Source organism: Pseudoalteromonas sp. 2CM28B (assembly GCF_023161935.1).
On the sequence record NZ_JALNTH010000001.1, the window covers coordinates 454021 to 475000 of the forward strand.

Genomic DNA, 20980 nt, shown 5'->3' on the forward strand with positions numbered 1-20980 from the left:
CATATTTACCGTTTTTAGCCAAATTCCATGACACAAACCTAGCTGTAGGCCTTGTGCCTACTGGGTTTTAGCCAAAACTTGCCTATATTTTTTATGCCAAAAATCGAGAAATGATGGTAAGACGTTCGCGATTATCTCTAATTGTTTGCCGGTTGAGTTGGTTACCGGTTGCTTTCTTGCTGTCCTAAAAGTTCATTTGTATGGGCCTGATCTTCTGAACAAATCATGCATCTTTCTGACCATCAACAAGTGATGAATCAGGCGATGATAGCTTTACATTGATTTTCAGGAGAATGCAGATGACAGCCGTAGCGCACCAGATAACCCCTTTTCTAACATCTTACGAAGTGATGGCTCGTTACCACATTAGCTATACGACGCTCTGGCGAAGAATAAAAGATGGCAGCTTGCCGCAACCTCGTATCAACCGAAATACACGAAACAAGCTGTGGCACATTGAAGACTTGGAGGAGTATGAGAAGAAAGAGGACTGAGCCTCTTTCTTTTATTTTACTGTCCGAAACGCCAGTTGAATGGAAAGCCTGTCGGCTCGATGATGGTTTCTAGTTGTTGATACCAAACGTCGTAAGCATGACGCATTTCATCCAGGTACTGATATTGGTTGTAGATAGCATCCAACCCTTTTTTGCTGTGGCCAATCATCAACTCGGCAACTTCTTGCGTCGTGATTGCCGACATTCGCGTTCGCATCGTTCTTCGAAGATCATGCATAGACCAGTGTTCCATCTCAATACCAAGCGACCTGCGAGCCCAGATTTTCACATTGTTAGGAATAGTGGTATCAAAGCCATTTGTGGCAAGTTCTTCTTGTCCGTTCGCGGGAAACAAGTAAGTTGATTTACTCATCTGCATCGCCAGTTCAATCAGCTCGATAGCTGGTTTGATTAATGGCCGCATGATCGGCGCTCCTATTTTCTCACCTTGTTTGCGGATCTCTATGGGCACTGTCCACATTGCAGATTGTAAGTCAAAGTGATGCTTTTCAGCTTGAATGAGTTCGCCCTTGCGACCGCCCAATAGCAGAAGCAATTTTATATAAATGCGGTTCTTCTCAGTGATTTTTGACTCGTGCAAATAGCGCCAAAGTATCCTGATCTCGTTGTCATTTAGCACCCGAGTTCGTTTGCCTTTCTTACCGCCAACCTTTTTTGCTGTGATCCCAGCGGCAGCGTTAATTTCCAAAATTTGTTCATCAATCAGCCAGTCATAGAACTTATGCAGCACAGACACTAGGCGCTCTGTGTTTGAAGGGGACGACTCCGAAACCTCACGAAGACAGTTTCGCAAGGACAATTCATTGATGTCAGTTAATGGGTACTTGCCAAGTCGGGGTAGCAAATATATTTCACTGCTGCGTTTTTGGAAGTGCCACGTTTTCTCCTTTAGCCCTTGCTTACCGGCAGAGTCTATCCAGTCTCGAAAAATCGATTCGAAGCTTTGGTTGGCAGAATACTTGGCCCGTTCCTGCTGTAGGTAGAGCTTAGGGTTTCGGCCCTGATCAAGTACTGCCCTTAACCTATCCAGCTCATTCCTGGCTTCAGCAAGCTTCATAAGTGGGTAAGTACCTATGTCTACCCGCTGTTGCTTGCCATCGAACCGATAACGAAACTGAAAAACAATTTTGCCCTTGGGCGAGACCCGAGCACTTAGTCCATCTCGGTCAGCTTTTACTACGGTTTCTTTTGCTTCTTTATTTAACCTGGCATCGAGCCAGCTAACTGATAACGCCATGTTATAAGCCCAGCCCTAGTTTTGATTTTAATGATTGTTTGCGTGATTCTGCTTTGGGTTCTGGCGCTGTACTCATAGAAGTCACTTCATCATCTGGTGCATGGCCATCCACCGGTGCAGATGTAGTGGATAAATTGGGTTGGCTCATGTGAATTAAGCCAAAGGTGGCCAGCATCCTCAGACGCTCAGCGCGTTCCCGTGGCGGCGTCTTTTCTAATTCTTTGAGCAGTTCAGGGTGGCTCCCTGGGGGAATGTTGACGACGACTCTCATGATCACGCCCCATAAAACCAGAAGCCTCGGACGTTCGCCAAAACAGACTGTTCTGGTACGATAATCTTGCTTCGTGAAAAAATCTCCTTGGCCGCTTCCTTATAAGCCAAGGCTCCACCTCCGGCGATCAATACCAAGTCCGCATTAATGCTTTCGTCACGCATGGATTGGCGCATGGCTGTAAGAGCAACAGGCGCTACCTTTTTCATGGCAGCATTCAGGTAAGGTGAAATATCGACTTTTTCTCCAAATAGCAGGACCTGTAAGTCGCCGGTTCTCATGGCTTTTTCAAGTCGATCCATACCTACTTTGGCACCGTGATCTTCCGAAATCAGCTTATCAATGGTTTCCAGTAGCACGGACATTGCCTGAAGACTGGTTCCTGATGAGCTGTAGCGAATTTCTCCGGCCTCAAGGGCAACCCAGTCAACAGAAAAGAAGCCTGGATCGATGACGACGACGCGACCTTCTTCAATCAAGCCCAAATCACCACCTGTTTGAACCAGATCCATATAGGCACCGGCAGGCTGCGGCAGCACTTTGACGTCATGAACAGTGATGCTGCGCTTAGGCGTCACTTGATGGACACCTTTTAAACGCTGCACAAGGTCAGACTTACGTTGTGGTTCATGAAACTGGGAAACCGGTAATCCAGTGACAACCAAATCGATGGATTCTGTTTCAGCCATTAACAAGGCGGCATGAAAAAGCGCCTTATAGGTTTTTGTGGTGGGATACTCCGGGTGAAGCTCTCGTTCCCAGCCTTGAAGGCGTCCAGCAGGCACACCAGCGGCCCAACGCTCATTATCGACAGATACATACAAACAAGTGTCATCATCGCCTCCACCGATACGCTCTGGCATGCGATCCGCAGGACCGGCACCCGCAGGCAGAATAATGGTTTTCGGTTCACTGCCTGATTGGCCAATTGCCAGCTTCAGGTTCGAGTAACCGATATCTACGCCTAGTACAAACATACTTATCTCCTGTGCACTCAAAGTGCTCTAACGGTTTTCAATCAACCGCACTGGTCACGCTTGGGTATGTCCAAGTGCTCTGGCGGTTCACTCAAATGTCATTATCAGGATTCGGTGCACTGGCGGTGGGCAGAAAGGTGACAAATCCTTTCATCTATCTGCCTATTGCATTTTCGCAAAAGTATGAGAATAGGCTCTGTTTGGCGGCGGATAACCTAGCCAAAAAAATCGAGACGCCAAACGTCGTTTGCATTCTGGCCTGAACTTGCCAAACGGTTTGTATTTTCATGGCAATACGTCTTTTTAGGCGTTTTTAAGTGAAATCGGCCTGCATCCCTTGTCAGGTATGGGATTGCGCGAGTTGATTTTTATCGAGACGCCAAACAGTGATTGTTACGGTAGTTTTACGTTTGGCGTTTCGATCCAAAAGCCAAACGGATAGTGGTTTTGGCTTTTGGGGTTAATTGGATGGGGAAATTGGTTTGGTAGAAATCGTCAATGAACAATGGAAAGCAGAGGTATCAGATTTACTTCAGCAAGAAACGGACAGGCTAAAAGCACTGGCACGAGCTGAAGTTGATGACTTTTGGGTTACCCATTACAAGGTTCGTGAAAATGCGCCCTTTAAAGATTGGGGGCTGCTTGGTGTCCGTATCAGAGACTTTAAGTATGGCTTTGGCATTGAGTGGTACATCAACAGTTTTCACGGTCAACGAGGCAAACGCGTGGTCTTTAGCAAGGGGCTGCGTATTTCAAAGACGAAGCTGAGATACGCATTTTTGGACTGCCAAGGTTTGGCCAAAGAATGGGAGTTAGCGCTGGCTATGGAGAAAGAAGAATTTTTCAGTGATATTCGACGCCAGGTTGATAAGCTCAACATGCTTCGTCGAAGAGTCAATGCATATTGACGTATTTGATTTTCTAAAGCAGCAAAAAAACAGAAATGGCGTATATGATCTCCTTAAAAATCAAGGAGACTAGTCTCTCCTGTTGTATAGTTGCTTGAAAATTTAGGCTTAACAGGAAGAGTTATGGCAAGGAACAAAAAAAATAATCGATATAGTTATGTGCAAAAGCAGGCAGAGCACACTAAATTTTACAACAAAAACTTCAATAAAACTTCGAGTTTTAGCTCCGTATTCAGCGAGTCACATTTCAAAAATACATCTCTGGTTGGTGCAAAGTTCAAATATTGCAACCTCAATAATGTGAGATTTGAAAACTGTTTTTTACAGGGAACTCATTTTAAAAAGTGTACACATGACGGCCTTAAGTTTGAAAGATGCATATTGATTTCAACTTCCTTTGAGCGTATGCAGTTACATGGTGTCGAATTTGTTGATTGTTATATTTTAAGTACTAACACTCATGCATGTAAGCAGTTTCAAAACAGCAAGGTATATAACAGTTTTCCTGATGGTGCCCAGTATCCTTCTGATTTAATGAGTATTGTTGATGTTTTGAGAGAGAATTCTTTTATAAGAAAATCCGGGGTGCTTCATAGGAAGGGCGACAAAGTAAATACAATTGCACTGGATTTTTTGCTTGATGAATTCGGAGTTAACTACCTAATCAATAACTTGTCTAAGCTAAACACACTAGAGTCCGATTTCTATACATTGAGTTATATTTCGGCATTCTTGCGGAGGGTTGGAAATCCTGATAGCTTAGACATTACCCGGCCCACAGCAACATAGAAAATACCTACGATAACGGACGGATACCAGTCTACGGACCGATGCGGGTTGAAAGTTGAAGTCGTTAAAACGTTAGTGGAGGTGATGCCTATGGTGTTGGATTTTATGACAGTGACAGCATTTTTTGTTCTTTGTGCCTACAAACTTTTAGTAAAGCTCCTTTCTATGTCTAGCTGTGTGGTTAATTTACATTTATTTCATTACTTCACTCGCGGTAACTGGTCCCAGCGTGTTGTGTAGGCGGGAGACAAATGCTCTCGCTTCATTGACCAATCTTTCTTCGTACCTTGTCCAGCAAAGAAAACCTTTCCGGCACCGCTTTGATTAATAGTGTCCAATACAGACATCAGCTGCTGGCTATTAGAGCGGGTCGATACGTCATCGAATAGTCCTGGTTGAAACATGCCGGGATCGTAAAAGTCAGACAGCATGACGCCCGCTTTGGCATAACGAAAACCATCTTTCCAAATCCGCTTGAGTAAGTGATTGGCCAGCTCAATAAAATCCCGCGTATCACAACTGGGTATCAACAACTCGCCCGATGCGGAGTTACTGTACTGCGGCTCGTTGTCCTTAAAGGGGCTGGTACGTATGAACACGGTCAGCACTTTGGCTTGCTGCTGTTCTTTGCGAAGCTTCTCAGTGGCGCGGGTTGCGTATTCGCATACAGCTTCACGTAACAATTCAAAATGCGTCACTTTTACGCCAAATGAACGGCTACAGACGATTTGTTTCTTAGTTGGCGGGATCTCTTCAAGTTCAATACACGACTCACCATTGAGCTCTCTGACGGTTCTCTCTAAAACCACTGAAAACTGGTCTCTGATGGCTCTAGGAGAGGCATTGGCTAGGTCTAAGGCTGTGGTGATACCCAACGCATTTAAACGCTTAGAAAGCCGTCTACCAACGCCCCAAACATCATCAACCGGGACTAATGCGAGCAATCGACGTTGCCGATCTGGATTGGTCAGGTCTACAACCCCTTGAGTGGCGGGATATTTCTTGGCGGCATGGTTTGCCAGCTTGGCGAGTGTTTTTGTCGGTGCAATGCCTACACAGACGGTGATCCCAATCCAGTGGCCTATGCGCTCTCGCACTTGTTGTCCGAACTCGCCAAGAGATATGGCAGACTCAATACCGGTTAAGTCCAAAAACGCTTCGTCAATGGAGTAAACCTCTACTCGTGGTGCCATCTCCTCCAAAGTGCGCATCACTCGACTGCTTAAATCTGCATACAGCGCATAGTTAGAGGAGAATGCCAAAATGCCATGGCGCTGCATTTCAGCTTTGATCTGAAAGACGGGTACGCCCATTTTTATACCGAGTAACTTAGCTTCACGCGAGCGTGCAACCACGCAGCCGTCGTTGTTGGACAGCACCACAACCGGCGTATCTTTTAAATCAGGACGAAACAGCTTCTCACAACTGGCGTAAAAGTTGTTGCAGTCCACCAAAGCAAACACAGGCATGGGACAGTCACGACTTACGGCGCATGTTTCGTACCACATTGGTAACCACGCCAAATATCTCTAACTCTGTCCCTTCAGGAATATGGATGGGCTCATACGCTTGGTTTCTTGGGATCAGCATGACGCACGGCCTTAGTTGAAGCTCCTTTACCGTGAGTTCACCATGGATGCCAGCGATGACAATGTCACCGTGTTCGGCTTGGACAGAGCGATCAACCACCAAAATATCATCTGGGTAAATCCCGGCATCAATCATTGAATCACCTTCAACACGCACAAAGAACGTTGCAGCCGGTCGCTTGATGCAAAGCTCGTTAAGGTCGAGCGTTTGCTCAACATAATCCTGCGCTGGTGAGGGAAAACCAGCAGAAACACGTTCCATGAACAATGGAATACGAAGGCGCTTGGCTTTGATGAAGGCAAGTGCGCCGCTACGGCCTATCAGCGAGACACTCATGACGAACCTCGAAAAATTATAATTTATACTGTTTGTTTATACAGTATCTAATGCTATGCTGATTTCTACAAGTAAAATTGTAGGTAAAACTGTAGTTGTTCGAGTAAGACGTTGTGTCGTGGGTGATTTCTTTTTTTGTGTTGAAAAGCTTGATGTGGGGATTGCTCGCCCTCGTCAAAGCCAGCAAGGCTTGGACAATACTGCTTCTGCCTACTGCTCTTGTTTCTGTTACTGATCCTGTTACTGCTACTGGTTAACGCATGGGTCAAGTAACCGTCAGACAAGGCTTGTTGAACCCTTCGCAAAGGGTTTAAAAACAGTTAGTAAAATTCTGCTTCGTATTGAATTTACTGGCTTGAAGCGAAGTCAGGAGCATCATTAAAATGCTCAGTCGAACTCAGTTCAAGCCTATTGCGACCGTTTGAAAAGGGGTTGGCAAAGCCATACGTAAAGGGTATCGGTAAGGGTTACCTAAACGGTTTAGCTAAGGCTTTCTGAAAGGCTTAGCCAAAGCCTTCATATATGGGTTCACCCAGTAGAAAGATTAAAAAAACGCTGAGGTATCCAAGGTGCATTTTGTACAAACGCGTTTATAAACGAACAGGGCACAGTGAAATAACCCAAAGAGAACAATAGAATTGAAGAGGAACCATCAATGACAAGAGCTCCTGCGCCATTTCCGCTAGAGCGCCTCGCGGATATCCCAGAAAGACCAGAAGATTTTAGATTGCTGGAGCGTATTCCATTAACGCGTGAGCCGCAGTCCTGGCCACTTGAACTTTCTCCTATGGTCGGTGATGAACAGCCAATGGTGCTGCTCGATACAGAGACAACCGGACTGTCTGCCGATGATGAGTCCATTATTGAGCTTGGTATGGTTAAGGTGCTTTACAGTCCTTCTGCTAAGCAGATTGTGTCGATTGTTGATGTGATCAGCTTGTATGAAGATCCCGGCAAGCCAATCCCCGAGCTGATTACCGAGTTAACCGGTATCACTGATGAGATGGTGCAAGGCCAGCACATTGATGATTCACTGGTAGCGAGTTGGTTATCCGATGATCCGCTGGTGGTTGCACACAATGCACAGTTTGATCGCCCTTTCTTTGAAAAGCGGTTTGCTGCATTAGGACATCTATCTTGGGCCTGTTCAGCCAGTGGCATAGATTGGAAGGAGCTGGGTTTTGAAAGTCGAAAGCTTGAGTACCTGCTGCTTCGCTTAGGTTGGTTTTATGAAGGACACCGAGCTGCAACCGATTGTTTGGCGATGGCCTGGTTGTTTCATTTGTTGCCCGAGTCCGTTGCAAACTTGTTGTCTGAAGCAGACAGGCGAACTGTGTTAGTTCGTGCGTTTGGTGCGCCGTTTGACGTAAAGGACTATTTAAAAGAGCGTGGTTACCGCTGGCATGACGGCGTTAAAGGTGCCAACAAACATTGGTGGCGCGAAATCAGCGAAGACGAGTTGCCGCAGGAACAAACTTACCTGGATGATTTGTATCATCGTGGCTCAGAACATGCCCACTATGACTACAAAGATGCCCGCAATCGATTTAAAGCTTTGTAGCTCTCTATAAGGTAAGCCTTGCATATTTGAAAACCTCTGGAAAATGGAAAGTGAACTTACGTTATACCCAAACTACTTGGTGTTGCAGCTAGGCGGCAAGTGAGCGAATCCCCATGAGCATAGGTCTTCTATGTGATTGGGGTGAGCGAATGCAGGTAACACCGCTGCGGCTGCAAGTAGGAAGGGTATATAACCAACAAGAGGAATCTTTCCATGTACCAAGACACCTACATTGAATACTGGGGCGAAATCTTCGTCTCTGCCCGCATCATTGAATTTGGCATCACGTTCGAGCGCTTTCTTAAAGATCCATGGAAGCACTTGATGTCCTGTGGCCAAGAGTCTGCACCAGAAGCGATTGCTGAAGGGATTCTGCCATTGCTACCCGCCCAGGCAGAAGTTGCTAGGCGTGTTCGGGAGAGTGAGCAACGCGTTCTGATGTCTATAGAGTCGGACAAAGGGGCATCGCATCACGGTAACATCGTGGTGCCATTGGTTCGGGTAGCGCATTGATAGCGGCTATCAGCAATGGCACAAAACAATGTCTTTGCGCCCATACCTGAGCGGCAATTGCAATCCAGATCAAAAAGTTGCCGCTTAGTCTTCCCTACAAAATAATTTGTGATAGGATGACACCTAATAAAATTAATTAGGTTGAAGCCTATTCAGTGTTTTATGGCCATCTGTCCAGCTTCAACCAATAGAGATTGATTAGTCATTGCGGATAAAGAGCAGCATTGAGTGACGCTTTTCAATGTGATGACGCGATGTCGGTCCGTACTTTATAAACAGAGTTTTAAGAAACTGGTTGAATTGGATAAACAAGACGCATGACAAATGATGGTCTGAAACAAACAGTAGTGGCGAAGCCAGATAGGCTTTCGCAGATAGCGCAGTTGCCACAAGCAACCAGGGATCGCATTGCCCACATCGATTTCACTTTATTGTTTAAGGGAGAAGCGGTGCGGGCGGATTTAGTCGATCGCTTCAGTATAGCCGCCGCACAAGCAACGAAAGACTTCACAATGTACCGAGAGCTTGCACCAGGCAACATTGAGTATGACCAAAAGCTCAAGTTGCACAAGCGCGGTGAAGCATTTGAGCCCTTGTTCGACTACGACGTTGTGAGAACGCTGGCGACGATTAGCCAAGGGTACGGCGATGGCTTCACTGGAAAGGTAAAACCACCGCTGGCTTGTGAAGCGCCTTATCACCTTAACAAGCCCAGTTTATCTATAGTGGCAAAAGTCACCGAGGCCATACACAAAGGCAAAGCCTTGAGTATCACCTATGTGTCGTTATCGAGCGGTGAAACCACGCGTGAAATTGTGCCGCATACGCTTGTAGACAATGGCTTGCGTTGGCACGTTCGTGGTTTTGACCGCAAGCATGGTGAATTCAGAGACTTTGTGCTGACCCGAATTAAAGCTGCGGTTGTGCTTGAAGACTCCACGTTGTCTGAAACGGAGTTCGAAACCCAAGACCGGCAATGGAACCGCTTTGTTGAATTGGAGTTAGTGCCGCACCCACGCATAGAGCACAGGGAAGCGATTGAACTGGATTATGGCATGAAAGGTGGCGTGATGAAGGTTGAGATCAGGGCGGCAACCGTTGGGTATTTGCTTCGCCAATGGCATGTGGATTGTTCCAAAGCACACAGCCTTCAAGGCACTGAATACCAACTTTGGTTAAAGAATACTCCGACACTCTACGGGGTCGGAAATTTGAATTTAGCTCCAGGGTTTAACGAATGATGTTCGACGACAGTGAATATTGCATAACCCATAAACGAATTATGACGAATTAAAAGCAGGAATTAACAAATGACAAGTTTACAACAACGTGCCGAACTTCAACGCCAAATATGGGCGATTGCCAACGATGTAAGAGGCTCAGTGGATGGTTGGGATTTTAAACAATATGTACTGGGTACGCTGTTCTACCGTTTTATCAGTGAAAACTTTGTCAACTACATCACAGGCGGAGATGAGAGCGTTAATTATGCTGCCATGTCTGACGATGACGAAAACATCGGTTTTGCCAAAGAAGATGCCATTAAAACCAAAGGCTATTTTCTTTACCCTAGCCAGTTGTTCAGCAATGTGGCGGCCAATGCGCACAAAAACGACAATTTAAATACGGATTTGGCCGCTATTTTTGCGGCAATCGAAAACTCAGCCAATGGCTATGATTCAGAAAAAGACATCAAAGGCTTGTTTGCGGATTTTGATACGACCAGTAATCGTCTGGGTAATACGGTAGAGGCAAAAAACAAACGCCTAGCCGCTGTGTTAAAAGGTGTGGCAGGTTTAACCTTCGGTAATTTTGAAGAAAACCAAATTGATTTATTCGGTGACGCCTATGAGTTCCTGATTTCTAACTATGCCGCCAATGCGGGTAAATCCGGTGGCGAATTTTTTACCCCTCAGCACGTTTCAAAATTGATCGCGCAGCTCGCCATGCACGGCCAGACCAGTGTCAATAAAATTTATGACCCTGCGGCGGGTTCGGGCTCGTTGCTGTTACAAGCTAAAAAGCACTTCGATGCGCATATCATTGAAGATGGTTTTTTTGGCCAAGAGCTCAACCACACCACCTACAACTTGGCGCGTATGAATATGTTTTTGCACAACATTAACTACGACAAGTTTAATATTCAGTTGGGTGATACCTTAACTGAGCCACATTTTTTGGATGACAAGCCGTTTGATGCCATTGTCTCTAACCCCCCTTATTCGGTGAAATGGATTGGTAGCGACGACCCAACCTTAATTAACGATGACCGTTTTGCGCCCGCAGGTGTGCTTGCGCCTAAATCAAAAGCCGACTTTGCCTTTGTGCTTCATGCACTAAGTTACCTATCAAGCAAAGGGCGTGCAGCCATTGTGTGCTTCCCCGGTATTTTTTACCGCGGCGGTGCGGAGAAGAAAATTCGCCAGTACTTAATTGACAACAACTATGTTGAAACCGTGATTTCACTGGCACCAAACCTGTTTTTTGGCACCACCATTGCGGTGAATATCTTAGTGCTGTCTAAGCACAAGCTAGATACCACCACCCAGTTTATCGATGCAAGCGGCGAAGCTTATTTCAAAAAAGAAACCAATAATAACGTACTGACTGATAAGCACATTGAGGACATCATGAAAGTGTTTATCAGCAAAGAGAATGTAGAGCACTTTTCTAAAACCGTCGACTTCGATGATATTGTTAAAGCTGAATACAACCTTTCAGTAAGTAGTTATGTAGACGCCAAAGACACGCGTGAAGTGATAGACATTACCGAACTCAATGCGGAACTAAAAACCACCGTTGCTAAAATTGATGCGCTTCGCAGCGATATTGACTCCATTGTGGCGGAGATTGAAGCATGAGCCATCTGAATTTTATGGAAAAACTGTTAGACGGAATGGGTGGAGAGTGGATACCTCTTGGTAAAGTAGCAAAAAAAATATATTCCGGCGGAACTCCTAGCACTAAAAATACAGAGTATTGGGAGGGCGGAACGATCCCTTGGATGAGCTCAGGCGAGGTTAATTTAAAAGTCATTGAAAAGACCGAGCAATACATTAGCGAGGCTGGCTTTAAAAATTCTAGCGCAAAGATAGTACCGAAAAACTCAATCGTTATGGCATTGGCAGGCCAAGGAAAGACTCGTGGAAAGGTTGCAAGAACTAGAATTGAGTTGACTACCAATCAATCACTAGCTGCGATTACTTTTGATGAGGAAAAAATTAGTTGCGACTATTTATATCACTTTTTAGATTCTCAATATGAGAATCTACGCCAGATTTCTTCTGGTAATAGTGGTCGTGGTGGTCTCAATTTGAAAATGATATCAAGTTACAAGGTTCCCATCCCATGCCCAGATAACCCAGAAAAATCGCTGGCAATACAAGCTGAAATAGTGCGTATTCTGGACGCATTTACCGCCATGACCGCCGAGCTGACCGCCGAGCTTAACATGCGGAAAAAACAATACAACTACTACCGCGGCCAGTTGTTGAGTTTTGAAGAGGGTGAGGTTGAGTGGAAGACGCTGGAGGAGGTCGCGCACTTTGCGAATGGAAAAGGACATGAGAAAGTTATATCAGAAGATGGTAAGTTTATTGTTGTAAATTCAAAATTTATCTCCACAGATGGGTTAATTGCTAAGTACTCAGATAGCCAAATATGCCCTCTTTTTAAAGACGATATTCTACTCGTAATGAGTGATCTACCCAATGGTAAAGCTCTCTCAAAAACATTTATTGTAGATGAGGACGAAAGGTACACGTTAAATCAGCGTATAGGTGGAATTACCGTTAAAGATAAGTCTGAAATTTTGCCTAAGTTTTTACATTATTTTTTAGATAGAACACCACAGTTGCTTAAACACAATAATGGCGTTGATCAAACAAATTTACGTAAAGGGCAGATCCTTGAAGTTAAGGTACCAATTCTTCCACTCCATAAGCAGGAGCATATAGTTAGTATCTTAGATAAATTTGATAAACTCACAAAATCGCTTTCGGAAGGTCTCCCACGCGAAATTGAGCTACGCCAAAAGCAATACGAGTATTATCGTGATCTGTTGTTAAGCTTTCCTAAATCAGATGAGGCAGCTTAATGAGTAACACGCTAACGGAAATAGCAGAACAGCTTAAAGCACGTCAAAACAAGGTGCAGTTGATCTATGCCTTTAATGGCACAGGTAAGACGCGTTTGTCCCGTGAATTTAAAGAGATCATCGCGCCAAAGGAAGATGGACAGGATGATCTTGATGGTGCAGAGCAAGCGCCACTTTCGCGCCATAAGATTTTGTATTACAACGCGTTTACGGAAGACTTGTTTTACTGGGATAACGACTTAGATGCTGATGCAGAGCCGAAGTTAAAAATCCAACCTAATACGTTTACCGATTGGATTTTGCAAGAGCAAGGGCAAGACATGAACGTGATCAGCACGTTCCAGCGCTATGCTAACGATAAACTAACGCCACGCTTTAATCCGCAATACACGGCTAAAGACAAAGACGGAAAAGATGTTACCGTGAAAGCCTTTTCTGAGGTGACGTTTTCACATCAAGGTGGCGATGACGAACCAGATAGAAAAATTAAAATATCAAAGGGTGAAGAAAGTAACTTTATTTGGAGTATTTTTTATTCATTGCTCGAACAAGTGATTAGCATCTTAAATGTACCTGAAGATGCTGGCCGCGAAACTGACCAATTTAACCAATTACAATATGTGTTTATTGATGACCCAGTGAGCTCGTTAGATGACAACCATCTAATAGAGTTGGCTGTTGATTTAGCTCGTTTAATTAAGTCGAGTGACTTCGCTATTTCTGGTCTTAAGTTCATCATCACCACTCATAATCCGCTTTTTTACAATGTTTTGCATAACGAGTTTAATCGAGCACCCAAGTTCGTTTTGCGCAAGCTCGATGATGGCAAGCATGACCTGATTGAGCAAGAAAATGATTCGCCCTTCTCGTATCACCTGCATTTAAAGAATGAGTTAATGAAAGCGGCAGACTCAGGCGATATCCACAAATACCACTTTAATTTTTTGCGAAATGTTCTCGAAAAAACCTCAACGTTTTTGGGGTACGAAGAGTGGGGTGAGTTGTTGCCCGGTGTCAAAGGTAATAGGGCTACCGGGCAAGTAAACCCCTATGCACGGGTGATTAATTTATATAACCATGCAAAACACGCAGGCCATGAAGTGGCCGAAGTCGAAGAAGATCATAAGCGCGTCTTTAAGTTTCTAGTGAAAGAGATAGACAATATTTATAAAGGGATACGCGCTCCACAAGGGACACAGGCTTAGGAATAGATATGGCAGAATACAAAGCAATCGCAGAGTCTAAAAATTACATTGTTTTAGATAAATACACGCGCCAAGACCAAATTGCTGAGGGCTATCAAAGCGAAGGTGATTTAGAGCGTGAACTGATTCAGGACCTAAGCAACCAGGGCTATGAGTATTTACCTGCGTTAACGACACCCGATGCCATGATGGTGAATGTGCGTAAACAGTTGCAAGCCCTCAATAAGGTCGAGTTTACTGATGCCGAGTGGGGTCGCTTTTGCGAGCAATACTTAAACACCCCAAGCGACAATATTCTTGATAAAACCCGTAAGGTGCACAGTGACTATATCTTCGATTTTGTCTTTGATGATGGCCATATAGAAAACATCTACCTGTTCGACAAGAAAACCATTGCTCGCAACAAAGTGCAGGTCATTAAGCAGTTTGAGCAAACGGGAAGCCATGCCAACCGTTACGATGTGACGATTTTGGTCAATGGTTTGCCTTTGGTGCAAATTGAACTGAAAAAGCGTGGTGTGGCTATCCGTGAGGCGTTTAATCAAATTCATAGGTACAGCAAAGAGAGCTTTAATGCAGAGAACTCGTTGTACAAGTTCTTGCAGTTGTTTGTGATCTCTAATGGCACCGACACGCGCTATTTTGCCAATACCACCAAGCGCGACAAAAACAGCTTCGACTTTACGATGAACTGGGCGAAGTCAGACAATACGCTGATCAAGGATTTAAAAGACTTTACCGCCACCTTTTTCCAGAAAGAGACGCTGCTTGAAGTGATCTTGCGTTACTCTGTGTTTGACGTCAGCAATACCTTGCTCGTGATGCGCCCTTACCAAATTGCGGCCACTGAGCGCATTTTATGGAAGATAAAGAGCGCGTTTAACGCTAAAGACTGGGCTAAGCCTGAAAGTGGGGGTTACATTTGGCACACCACGGGCTCTGGCAAAACACTCACCAGCTTTAAAGCGGCACGTTTGGCCACCGATTTAGATTGTATCGATAAAGTCTTCTTTGTGGTGGACAGAAAAGACCTCGACTATCAGACCATGAAAGAGTATCAGCGGTTCTCGCCTGATAGTGTGAACGGTTCAGACAGTACCGCAGGGCTTAAGAGTAACCTGGACAAAGACGATAACAAGATTGTTGTTACCACAATCCAAAAGCTCAACAACTTAATCAAAAGCGAAAGCGATTTAGCTATCTACAACAAGCAAGTTGTCTTTATTTTTGATGAGTGTCATCGAAGCCAGTTCGGTGAAGCGCAGAAAAACCTGAAGAAGAAATTCAAAAAGTACTACCAGTTTGGCTTTACCGGTACGCCAATTTTCCCTGAAAACGCCTTGGGTGCTGAAACCACGGGCAGCGTGTTTGGCCAGCAGTTGCACACGTATGTGATCACCGATGCCATTCGTGATGAAAAAGTACTCAAGTTCAAAGTGGACTATAACGATGTTCGTCCGCAATTTAAGAGCATTGAGACTGAGCAGGATGAAAAGAAGCTTAGTGCCGCGGAGAATAAGAAAGCGTTCTTGCATCCAATGCGCATTCGTGAAATCTCGCAGTATATTCTGAGCCATTTTAACCAGAAAACGCATCGAGCCTATTCTGGTGCCAAAGGGTTTAACGCCATGTTTGCGGTCAGTAGTGTTGATGCAGCGAAAGCGTACTATGAAACCTTTAAAACATTGCAGGCCGAGGCCGAAAATGGACCTACAAGTAAATCTCTGCGAATTGCGACTATCTTCTCATTTGCAGCCAATGAAGAGCAGGACGCTATCGGTGATATTTTAGATGAGAGCTTTGAAGTTAGCGCGATGAACAGCAGCGCGAAAGAGTTTTTGAGCGCCGCGATCACGGATTACAACGCCATGTTTAAATCTAACTATGGCGTGGACAGTAATGGCTTTCAGAACTACTACCGTGACCTTGCCCAGCGCGTGAAGAATCAAGAAATAGATCTGCTCATAGTGGTGGGGATGTTTTTAACGGGCTTTGATGCGCCTACGCTTAACACCTTGTTTGTTGATAAGAATTTGCGCTATCACGGCTTGATGCAGGCATTTTCTCGCACTAACCGCATTTATGATGCGACGAAGACCTTTGGCAATATTGTTACCTTCCGGGACTTGGAACAGGCAACCATTGATGCAATCACCTTGTTTGGTGACAAAAACACCAAAAACGTGGTGTTGGAGAAGAGCTACAAAGAATACATGGACGGCTTTAACGATATTGCTACTGGCCAAGCGCGTCGAGGTTTTGTTGATATCGTCAAAGAGCTGCAAGAACGCTTTCCAAATCCAGAAAATATTGAAAAAGAACAAGATAAAAAAGAGTTTGCCAAGCTATTTGGTGAATACCTCAAAGCAGAAAATATTTTACAAAACTACGATGAGTTTGCTGGATTAAAAGCACTGCAAAGCCTAGATACCAGTGATGAACAAGCTGTTGAAGAGTTCAAGTCAAAGTACTATCTGGACGATGCTGACATCGAGGCAATGCAAACCATCGATATGCCAAGCGAGCGCGCTATTCAAGATTATCGCTCTACCTACAACGATACCCGCGACTGGTTGCGACGCGATAAAGAAGGTCAGGACAAAGATAAGTCAACGGTAGACTGGGACGATGTGGTCTTTGAAATTGATTTGCTCAAATCGCAAGAAATAAACCTCGATTACATTCTTGAACTGATTTTTGATCACAATAAGAAGAACAAGAGCAAAGAAGGCTTGATTGAAGAAGTTCGTCGTATGATCCGCGGTAGCCTTGGCAATAGAGCGAAAGAGAGCTTGGTGGTTGATTTTATTAACCAGACAAACCTAGATGAGATCAATGACAAAGCCAGCATTATCGACGCCTTCTTCAAGTTCGCCCAGGCGGAGCAGAAGCGCGAAGCCAATGCCATCATTGCCTCTGAAAAGCTCAATATCGATGCTGCCAAACGTTATATTGCATCATCACTCAAACGTGAGTACGCCTCTGAAAATGGCACTGCACTTAATGAGGCGTTGCCCAAACTTAGCCCATTGAACCCACAGTACCGAACCCAGAAGCAAACGGTTTTTCAGAAAATTGCCGCTTTTGTTGAAAAATTCAAAGGTGTGGGTGGGCAGATATAAAAAATGACGATCTATTTAAGCGCCGCTCGCTTGCTCGATGATATAGATTTTACAGAATCTATTCTTTTGGTGAGTAGCGTTTATTCAGGTTTAAGGGTGGTTTTATGACAGGAAATAATGAAGGTTTGTCGCTAGCTAGACTACTAATGGTCTTGAGCAGTATGTCCCCACTATTCATTCTTTGGGCAATTAAGGGGTGGGGAATAAAAGGTATTTCGGAAGTATATTTTCTTTCTTTCTGCCTTTTTTTTATTACGGTGCCAAATTTATTCTTGTGGTTCCGCGTAAGATTAGTAAAAAAAAGAAAAGATCGGCGAGAATTGACCGCTGGCGATTGTGAGGATCACAGAGATCATCTACTTGTTTACCTTTTTGCTATGTTACTTCCTTTCTATAGTGTCAATATCGATAGTATTAGAGACTTAGCGGGTCATGTGGCGGCAATAACGTTCATTGTATTTCTGTTTTGGCATCTGAATATGCATTATATGAACATTTTTTGGGCCATGAAGGGGTTCAGGGTATATACGTTGAAACCTGATACAGAAAATAACTCTATTAGTGGCAGAATTCCTGTCGTATTAATCACAAAGCGCTCTCATATTGTCAAAGGAGAGAAAATTTCAGCTTACAGGCTTAGCCAAACGGTATTTTTAGAGGATGAATAATGCCTATTAACTTTGATTTTGAAAATGTAAATATAACTGAGTTTGGTCTTGGTCTGGATAGTCCCAATCGAGGTTTTGTGTTTGTTCCTGTTGATGAAGTCGTACAGAAGTCATTAGTTGAAATGGTTAGTTTTACAAAGACACAGATGCAGGATAAGGCGAGCAGTATGGCTACGTATCAGCCATCAGAAAAATATGCGTCTATTGAATATCTTACCTTTTCAATCAATGACCCATTGGTACAAGAGCTTAAAACTCTTCATGAGTCCGAAAATGTACCAGAAGATTGCAGTGCTTTTGACAATATCAATCAATGTTTCGCGTACTTTGTAAAGCTCACTGATAACAACCAACAGAGAATAACAGCTGTACGTCGTTCAACTCAGTTTAAAACTTTAATAAAGAAAAGGCATAGGCTGGTTCAGTATGTTGATAATACTTTAAAGTCGTTAGAGGAAACTGTTTTTAAATTGGATAATGACTTCGATTTTATTATTCAGAACGATTTAATACACATTCTCCGCCCTAGTGGCCTAGAGTTTACAGCTCAACTTCAGAAGGCAATTATGGATGCAGTTCCAGCCAACATTGCGAGTATTGCGAGTGAAATTGATTTCGTTAACTTTGATAGTATATCTCAGTATGCGCAAAACCACCCGAGAGCTGCAAGATATATTGCTTCCATTAAATCCCAATCAGAAGCAATAAACATCAGTCAAGATAAACTAGAACGTTACTGCGAAAAGACTAATGTTGTTACAAATATAGTTGATGGGAAGATTAACTTAGACAGCTCGCAGATTATGGGATTTTTGGAAGTCCTAGACAGGCGTCGATACGAAATAGATCTAAAAGACGATGGAGAGTCGGAAGTTTATAGAGCGCCGAGCAGAAGCCGAGTAACTAGTTAGTTTACAAAGTCAGCGGCATTGTTAACCAAAATATCTGTGTGTCAATAGATCTGGATTTCTTTTATCTAATTCACCGCCGGTGATTTTATGAACCTTCACACTATCGTGTTGGAGGTTCACTATGTTCAAAAACCTATTTTTTCAAACCAAAGCACTACCAGAGCTGTCATCGCAACTGGATGCAGAAATTCCACGCTACCCGCCATTCCTAAAGGGGTTGCCAGCTGCATCACCTGAAGATTTGCAGTCCACACAAGACGAGCTAATTGCCAAACTTCGCCAGGTACTTGGCTTTAACCAGCGTGAGTTTCAAAGGCTGATTCAGCCCTGCATTGATCATCTGGCTGCTTATGTTCATTTGTTGCCAGCTTCTGAGCATCATCATCACAGTGGTGCTGGTGGTTTATTACGTCACTCGTTGGAAGTTGCTTTCTGGGCGGCACAAGCTGCTGAGGGGATCATCTTTGTTGCCAGTGGCACCCCAGTTGAGAAAAAAGAGCTAGAGCCAAGGTGGCGTGTTGCGGCGGCTCTTGGCGGTTTGTTCCATGATATTGGTAAGCCTGTTTCAGACTTGTCTATTACAGACGAAGATGGACGCTATCAGTGGAACCCTTTTTTAGAAACCTTATCCCAGTGGACCACAAATAGCAGCATTGAACGCTATTTCATTCGCTGGCGCGACGGACGGTGCAAGCGGCACGAGCAATTTTCAATTCTGGTTTTAAACCGGGTGATGACACCAGAGTTGCTCGCCTGGTTAACCCAGCCAGGCCCTGAGATTTTGCAAGCCATGCTGGAGGCAATTGGCAATACCGATCCCGAGCATGTCCTGTCTAAATTGGTTATTGAAGCTGACCAAACCAGTGTCCAGCGAGACCTGAAAGCTCAACGAATTTCCGTTGACGACAATGCCCTTGGTGTCCCAGTCGAACGCTATCTACTTGATGCCATGAGGCGATTACTTGCCAGTTCCCAGTGGTTAGTCAATCAGCGAGATGCCAGAGTTTGGATACGAAAATCGAATCAATCAACCCATCTTTACCTGGTTTGGAAAAGCGCGGCTAAGGACATCATTGAGCTATTGGCCAAAGACAAGATACCTGGCATCCCAAGAGATCCCGATACCCTTGCGGACATCCTCATTGAGCGAGGATTGGCCACTAAATCCGCTTCAAATGAGCGATATGAAAGCCTTGCCCCTGAAGTGCTGATCAAAGACGGCAAGTCAATCTGGCTACCCATGCTGCATATATCTGAGGCCGATTTATTGTTCAGCTCGAATGTACCAAGTGGTGTGACACTGTTTAACAAATCGGAGTGGGAAGAAACACAGCAAACACAAGCAGAGCCACAGAGTCGCTCCAGTGAGCATTCAGACTTGCCTGATGCGTCATCATCAATTGAACTCAGTAATTCGGCTGAGTCGCCATCGATAAAATCGTCCGACCAAGATGATGAACTTCGTCTTGCCAGTGATGTTAATCACCTTCAGGAAAATGAAAACGTTCCGGGTGATGGATATGAAAATTCTAACAATTCATATGAGGGCGCTATCTCAAATAACGTAAACCAGCACGATGCAGAGGCATTGAATCTGCCTGAATCTTTAGCGTGGCTCCCAGGGGCCAGCAGCACGCTAGTTATGGTTGGTGAACAACTTCTGATCCGCTATCCCGATGCCGTAAGGCCTTGGTGTGTACCCCGAAAACTGCTTGCTGAACTCAGTCGATTGGATTGGCTTGAACTAGATCCGGCAAACCCGACGCGTAAAGCCAGAACTGTGACTACAAATGAAGGAGTTCAGGAGCAAGGGTTACTGCTAAAAGTGCCAGTTTCTAAAGGGCTAACTGCACTGATAGACCTCTCCAATCAAGACGCAGAATCAGTGACAGCAATTCAGAACGAAGAGGCTTCACAGCGTCCGAGTCGAACTGAGACAACCAATGCCCAAGCAAAAGAGCCCGCCACAAGAGCGGAGCGTAAGCAAAAGCCGATTGCGGCCAATGCGAACTCATGTACAGACCCCAAACACGCGCAGCGGCAACAGATGGTTAGTTTTGTGAAAGATTTGCCCATCTTACTGACCGATGGCGATTACCCAGACGTGGATCATAGTGCCGATGGTATTCGCGTCACGATTCAAACCTTACGCCAAGTCGCCAATGCGCACGGCATTCCAGCCGGACAGCTGCTTCGGGGGATCTCGGCCAGTGACCAATGCCAGTTTGATGAGGGGGAAACGGTTCTGTTTACCGCTCACGCTAAACGTTAATCCATTTTA

General features: G+C 44.6%; 18 protein-coding genes. 13 read left to right on the plus strand and 5 right to left on the minus strand.

The genetic code is table 11. The features are described 5' to 3' along the window. The first annotated feature begins 299 nt into the window (after window positions 1–299). Window positions 300–494, plus strand: coding sequence for an AlpA family transcriptional regulator (locus MTN96_RS37115; protein ID WP_012368405.1), 195 nt, complete (start codon window positions 300–302; stop codon window positions 492–494). 16 nt (window positions 495–510) lie between these two features. Here the strand turns inward: MTN96_RS37115 and MTN96_RS02070 are convergent, their stop codons facing one another. From MTN96_RS02070 to MTN96_RS02080, 3 genes are all read right to left on the minus strand, one after another. Beyond that, a complete protein-coding gene (locus tag MTN96_RS02070) occupies window positions 511–1752 on the minus strand; it encodes an integrase family protein (RefSeq protein ID WP_012368404.1) in 1242 nt (413 codons plus the stop codon). Window position 1753: 1 nt separating this feature from the next. After that, window positions 1754–1900, minus strand: a complete 147-nt coding sequence (locus MTN96_RS02075; RefSeq protein ID WP_248530662.1) for a hypothetical protein — start codon at window positions 1898–1900, stop codon at window positions 1754–1756. Window positions 1901–2025: 125 nt separating this feature from the next. Next, a complete protein-coding gene (locus MTN96_RS02080; RefSeq protein ID WP_025441391.1) occupies window positions 2026–3000 on the minus strand; it encodes a ParM/StbA family protein in 975 nt (324 codons plus the stop codon). Between the two features lie 464 nt (window positions 3001–3464). Here MTN96_RS02080 and mobI point away from each other — a divergent pair, with 464 nt between their 5' ends. Both mobI and MTN96_RS02090 read left to right on the plus strand, forming a co-directional pair. Continuing rightward, the gene (gene mobI, locus MTN96_RS02085; protein ID WP_000348525.1) at window positions 3465–3908 is read left to right on the plus strand and encodes a conjugative transfer protein MobI(A/C); all 444 of its coding nucleotides are present in this window, start codon (window positions 3465–3467) and stop codon (window positions 3906–3908) included. A 123-nt stretch (window positions 3909–4031) separates the two neighbouring features. After that, window positions 4032–4697, plus strand: coding sequence for a pentapeptide repeat-containing protein (locus tag MTN96_RS02090; RefSeq protein WP_248530606.1), 666 nt, complete (start codon window positions 4032–4034; stop codon window positions 4695–4697). Window positions 4698–4897: 200 nt separating this feature from the next. Here the strand turns inward: MTN96_RS02090 and umuC are convergent, their stop codons facing one another. Both umuC and umuD read right to left on the minus strand, forming a co-directional pair. Continuing rightward, window positions 4898–6166, minus strand: coding sequence for a translesion error-prone DNA polymerase V subunit UmuC (umuC, locus tag MTN96_RS02095; RefSeq protein ID WP_282451874.1), 1269 nt, complete (start codon window positions 6164–6166; stop codon window positions 4898–4900). Between the two features lie 7 nt (window positions 6167–6173). Beyond that, the gene (gene umuD, locus MTN96_RS02100) at window positions 6174–6623 is read right to left on the minus strand and encodes a translesion error-prone DNA polymerase V autoproteolytic subunit (protein WP_248530607.1); all 450 of its coding nucleotides are present in this window, start codon (window positions 6621–6623) and stop codon (window positions 6174–6176) included. Between the two features lie 655 nt (window positions 6624–7278). Between umuD and MTN96_RS02105 the strand changes: the two genes are divergently transcribed. From MTN96_RS02105 to mobH, 10 genes are all read left to right on the plus strand, one after another. After that, on the plus strand, window positions 7279–8184 hold the full coding sequence (locus MTN96_RS02105) for a 3'-5' exonuclease (protein ID WP_248530608.1): 906 nt from the start codon (window positions 7279–7281) through the stop codon (window positions 8182–8184). Between the two features lie 213 nt (window positions 8185–8397). Further along, a complete protein-coding gene (locus MTN96_RS02110; protein ID WP_222784413.1) occupies window positions 8398–8697 on the plus strand; it encodes a hypothetical protein in 300 nt (99 codons plus the stop codon). 317 nt (window positions 8698–9014) lie between these two features. Then, a complete protein-coding gene (locus MTN96_RS02115; protein WP_248530609.1) occupies window positions 9015–9938 on the plus strand; it encodes a WYL domain-containing protein in 924 nt (307 codons plus the stop codon). A gap of 69 nt (window positions 9939–10007) precedes the next feature. After that, window positions 10008–11558 (plus strand): type I restriction-modification system subunit M, encoded by a 1551-nt coding sequence (locus tag MTN96_RS02120; RefSeq protein ID WP_248530610.1) that lies wholly within the window; start codon window positions 10008–10010, stop codon window positions 11556–11558. Further along, window positions 11555–12793, plus strand: coding sequence for a restriction endonuclease subunit S (locus tag MTN96_RS02125; protein WP_248530611.1), 1239 nt, complete (start codon window positions 11555–11557; stop codon window positions 12791–12793). Before MTN96_RS02120 ends, MTN96_RS02125 begins: the two co-directional genes overlap by 4 nt. Continuing rightward, complete coding sequence (locus tag MTN96_RS02130) at window positions 12793–13998, plus strand: AAA family ATPase (RefSeq protein WP_032482197.1); 1206 nt, start codon at window positions 12793–12795, stop codon at window positions 13996–13998. Before MTN96_RS02125 ends, MTN96_RS02130 begins: the two co-directional genes overlap by 1 nt. Before the next feature lie 8 nt (window positions 13999–14006). After that, entirely contained in the window at window positions 14007–17120 is a 3114-nt protein-coding gene (locus MTN96_RS02135) for an HsdR family type I site-specific deoxyribonuclease (RefSeq protein WP_248530612.1), read from the plus strand. Between the two features lie 104 nt (window positions 17121–17224). After that, a complete protein-coding gene (locus MTN96_RS02140; RefSeq protein WP_032479280.1) occupies window positions 17225–17788 on the plus strand; it encodes a hypothetical protein in 564 nt (187 codons plus the stop codon). Next, window positions 17788–18699 (plus strand): Kiwa anti-phage protein KwaB-like domain-containing protein, encoded by a 912-nt coding sequence (locus MTN96_RS02145; RefSeq protein ID WP_008305532.1) that lies wholly within the window; start codon window positions 17788–17790, stop codon window positions 18697–18699. The genes MTN96_RS02140 and MTN96_RS02145 overlap by 1 nt, the downstream gene beginning before the upstream one ends. A 121-nt stretch (window positions 18700–18820) precedes the next feature. Beyond that, complete coding sequence (gene mobH / locus MTN96_RS02150) at window positions 18821–20971, plus strand: MobH family relaxase (protein ID WP_248530613.1); 2151 nt, start codon at window positions 18821–18823, stop codon at window positions 20969–20971. Window positions 20972–20980: the final 9 nt, after the last annotated feature.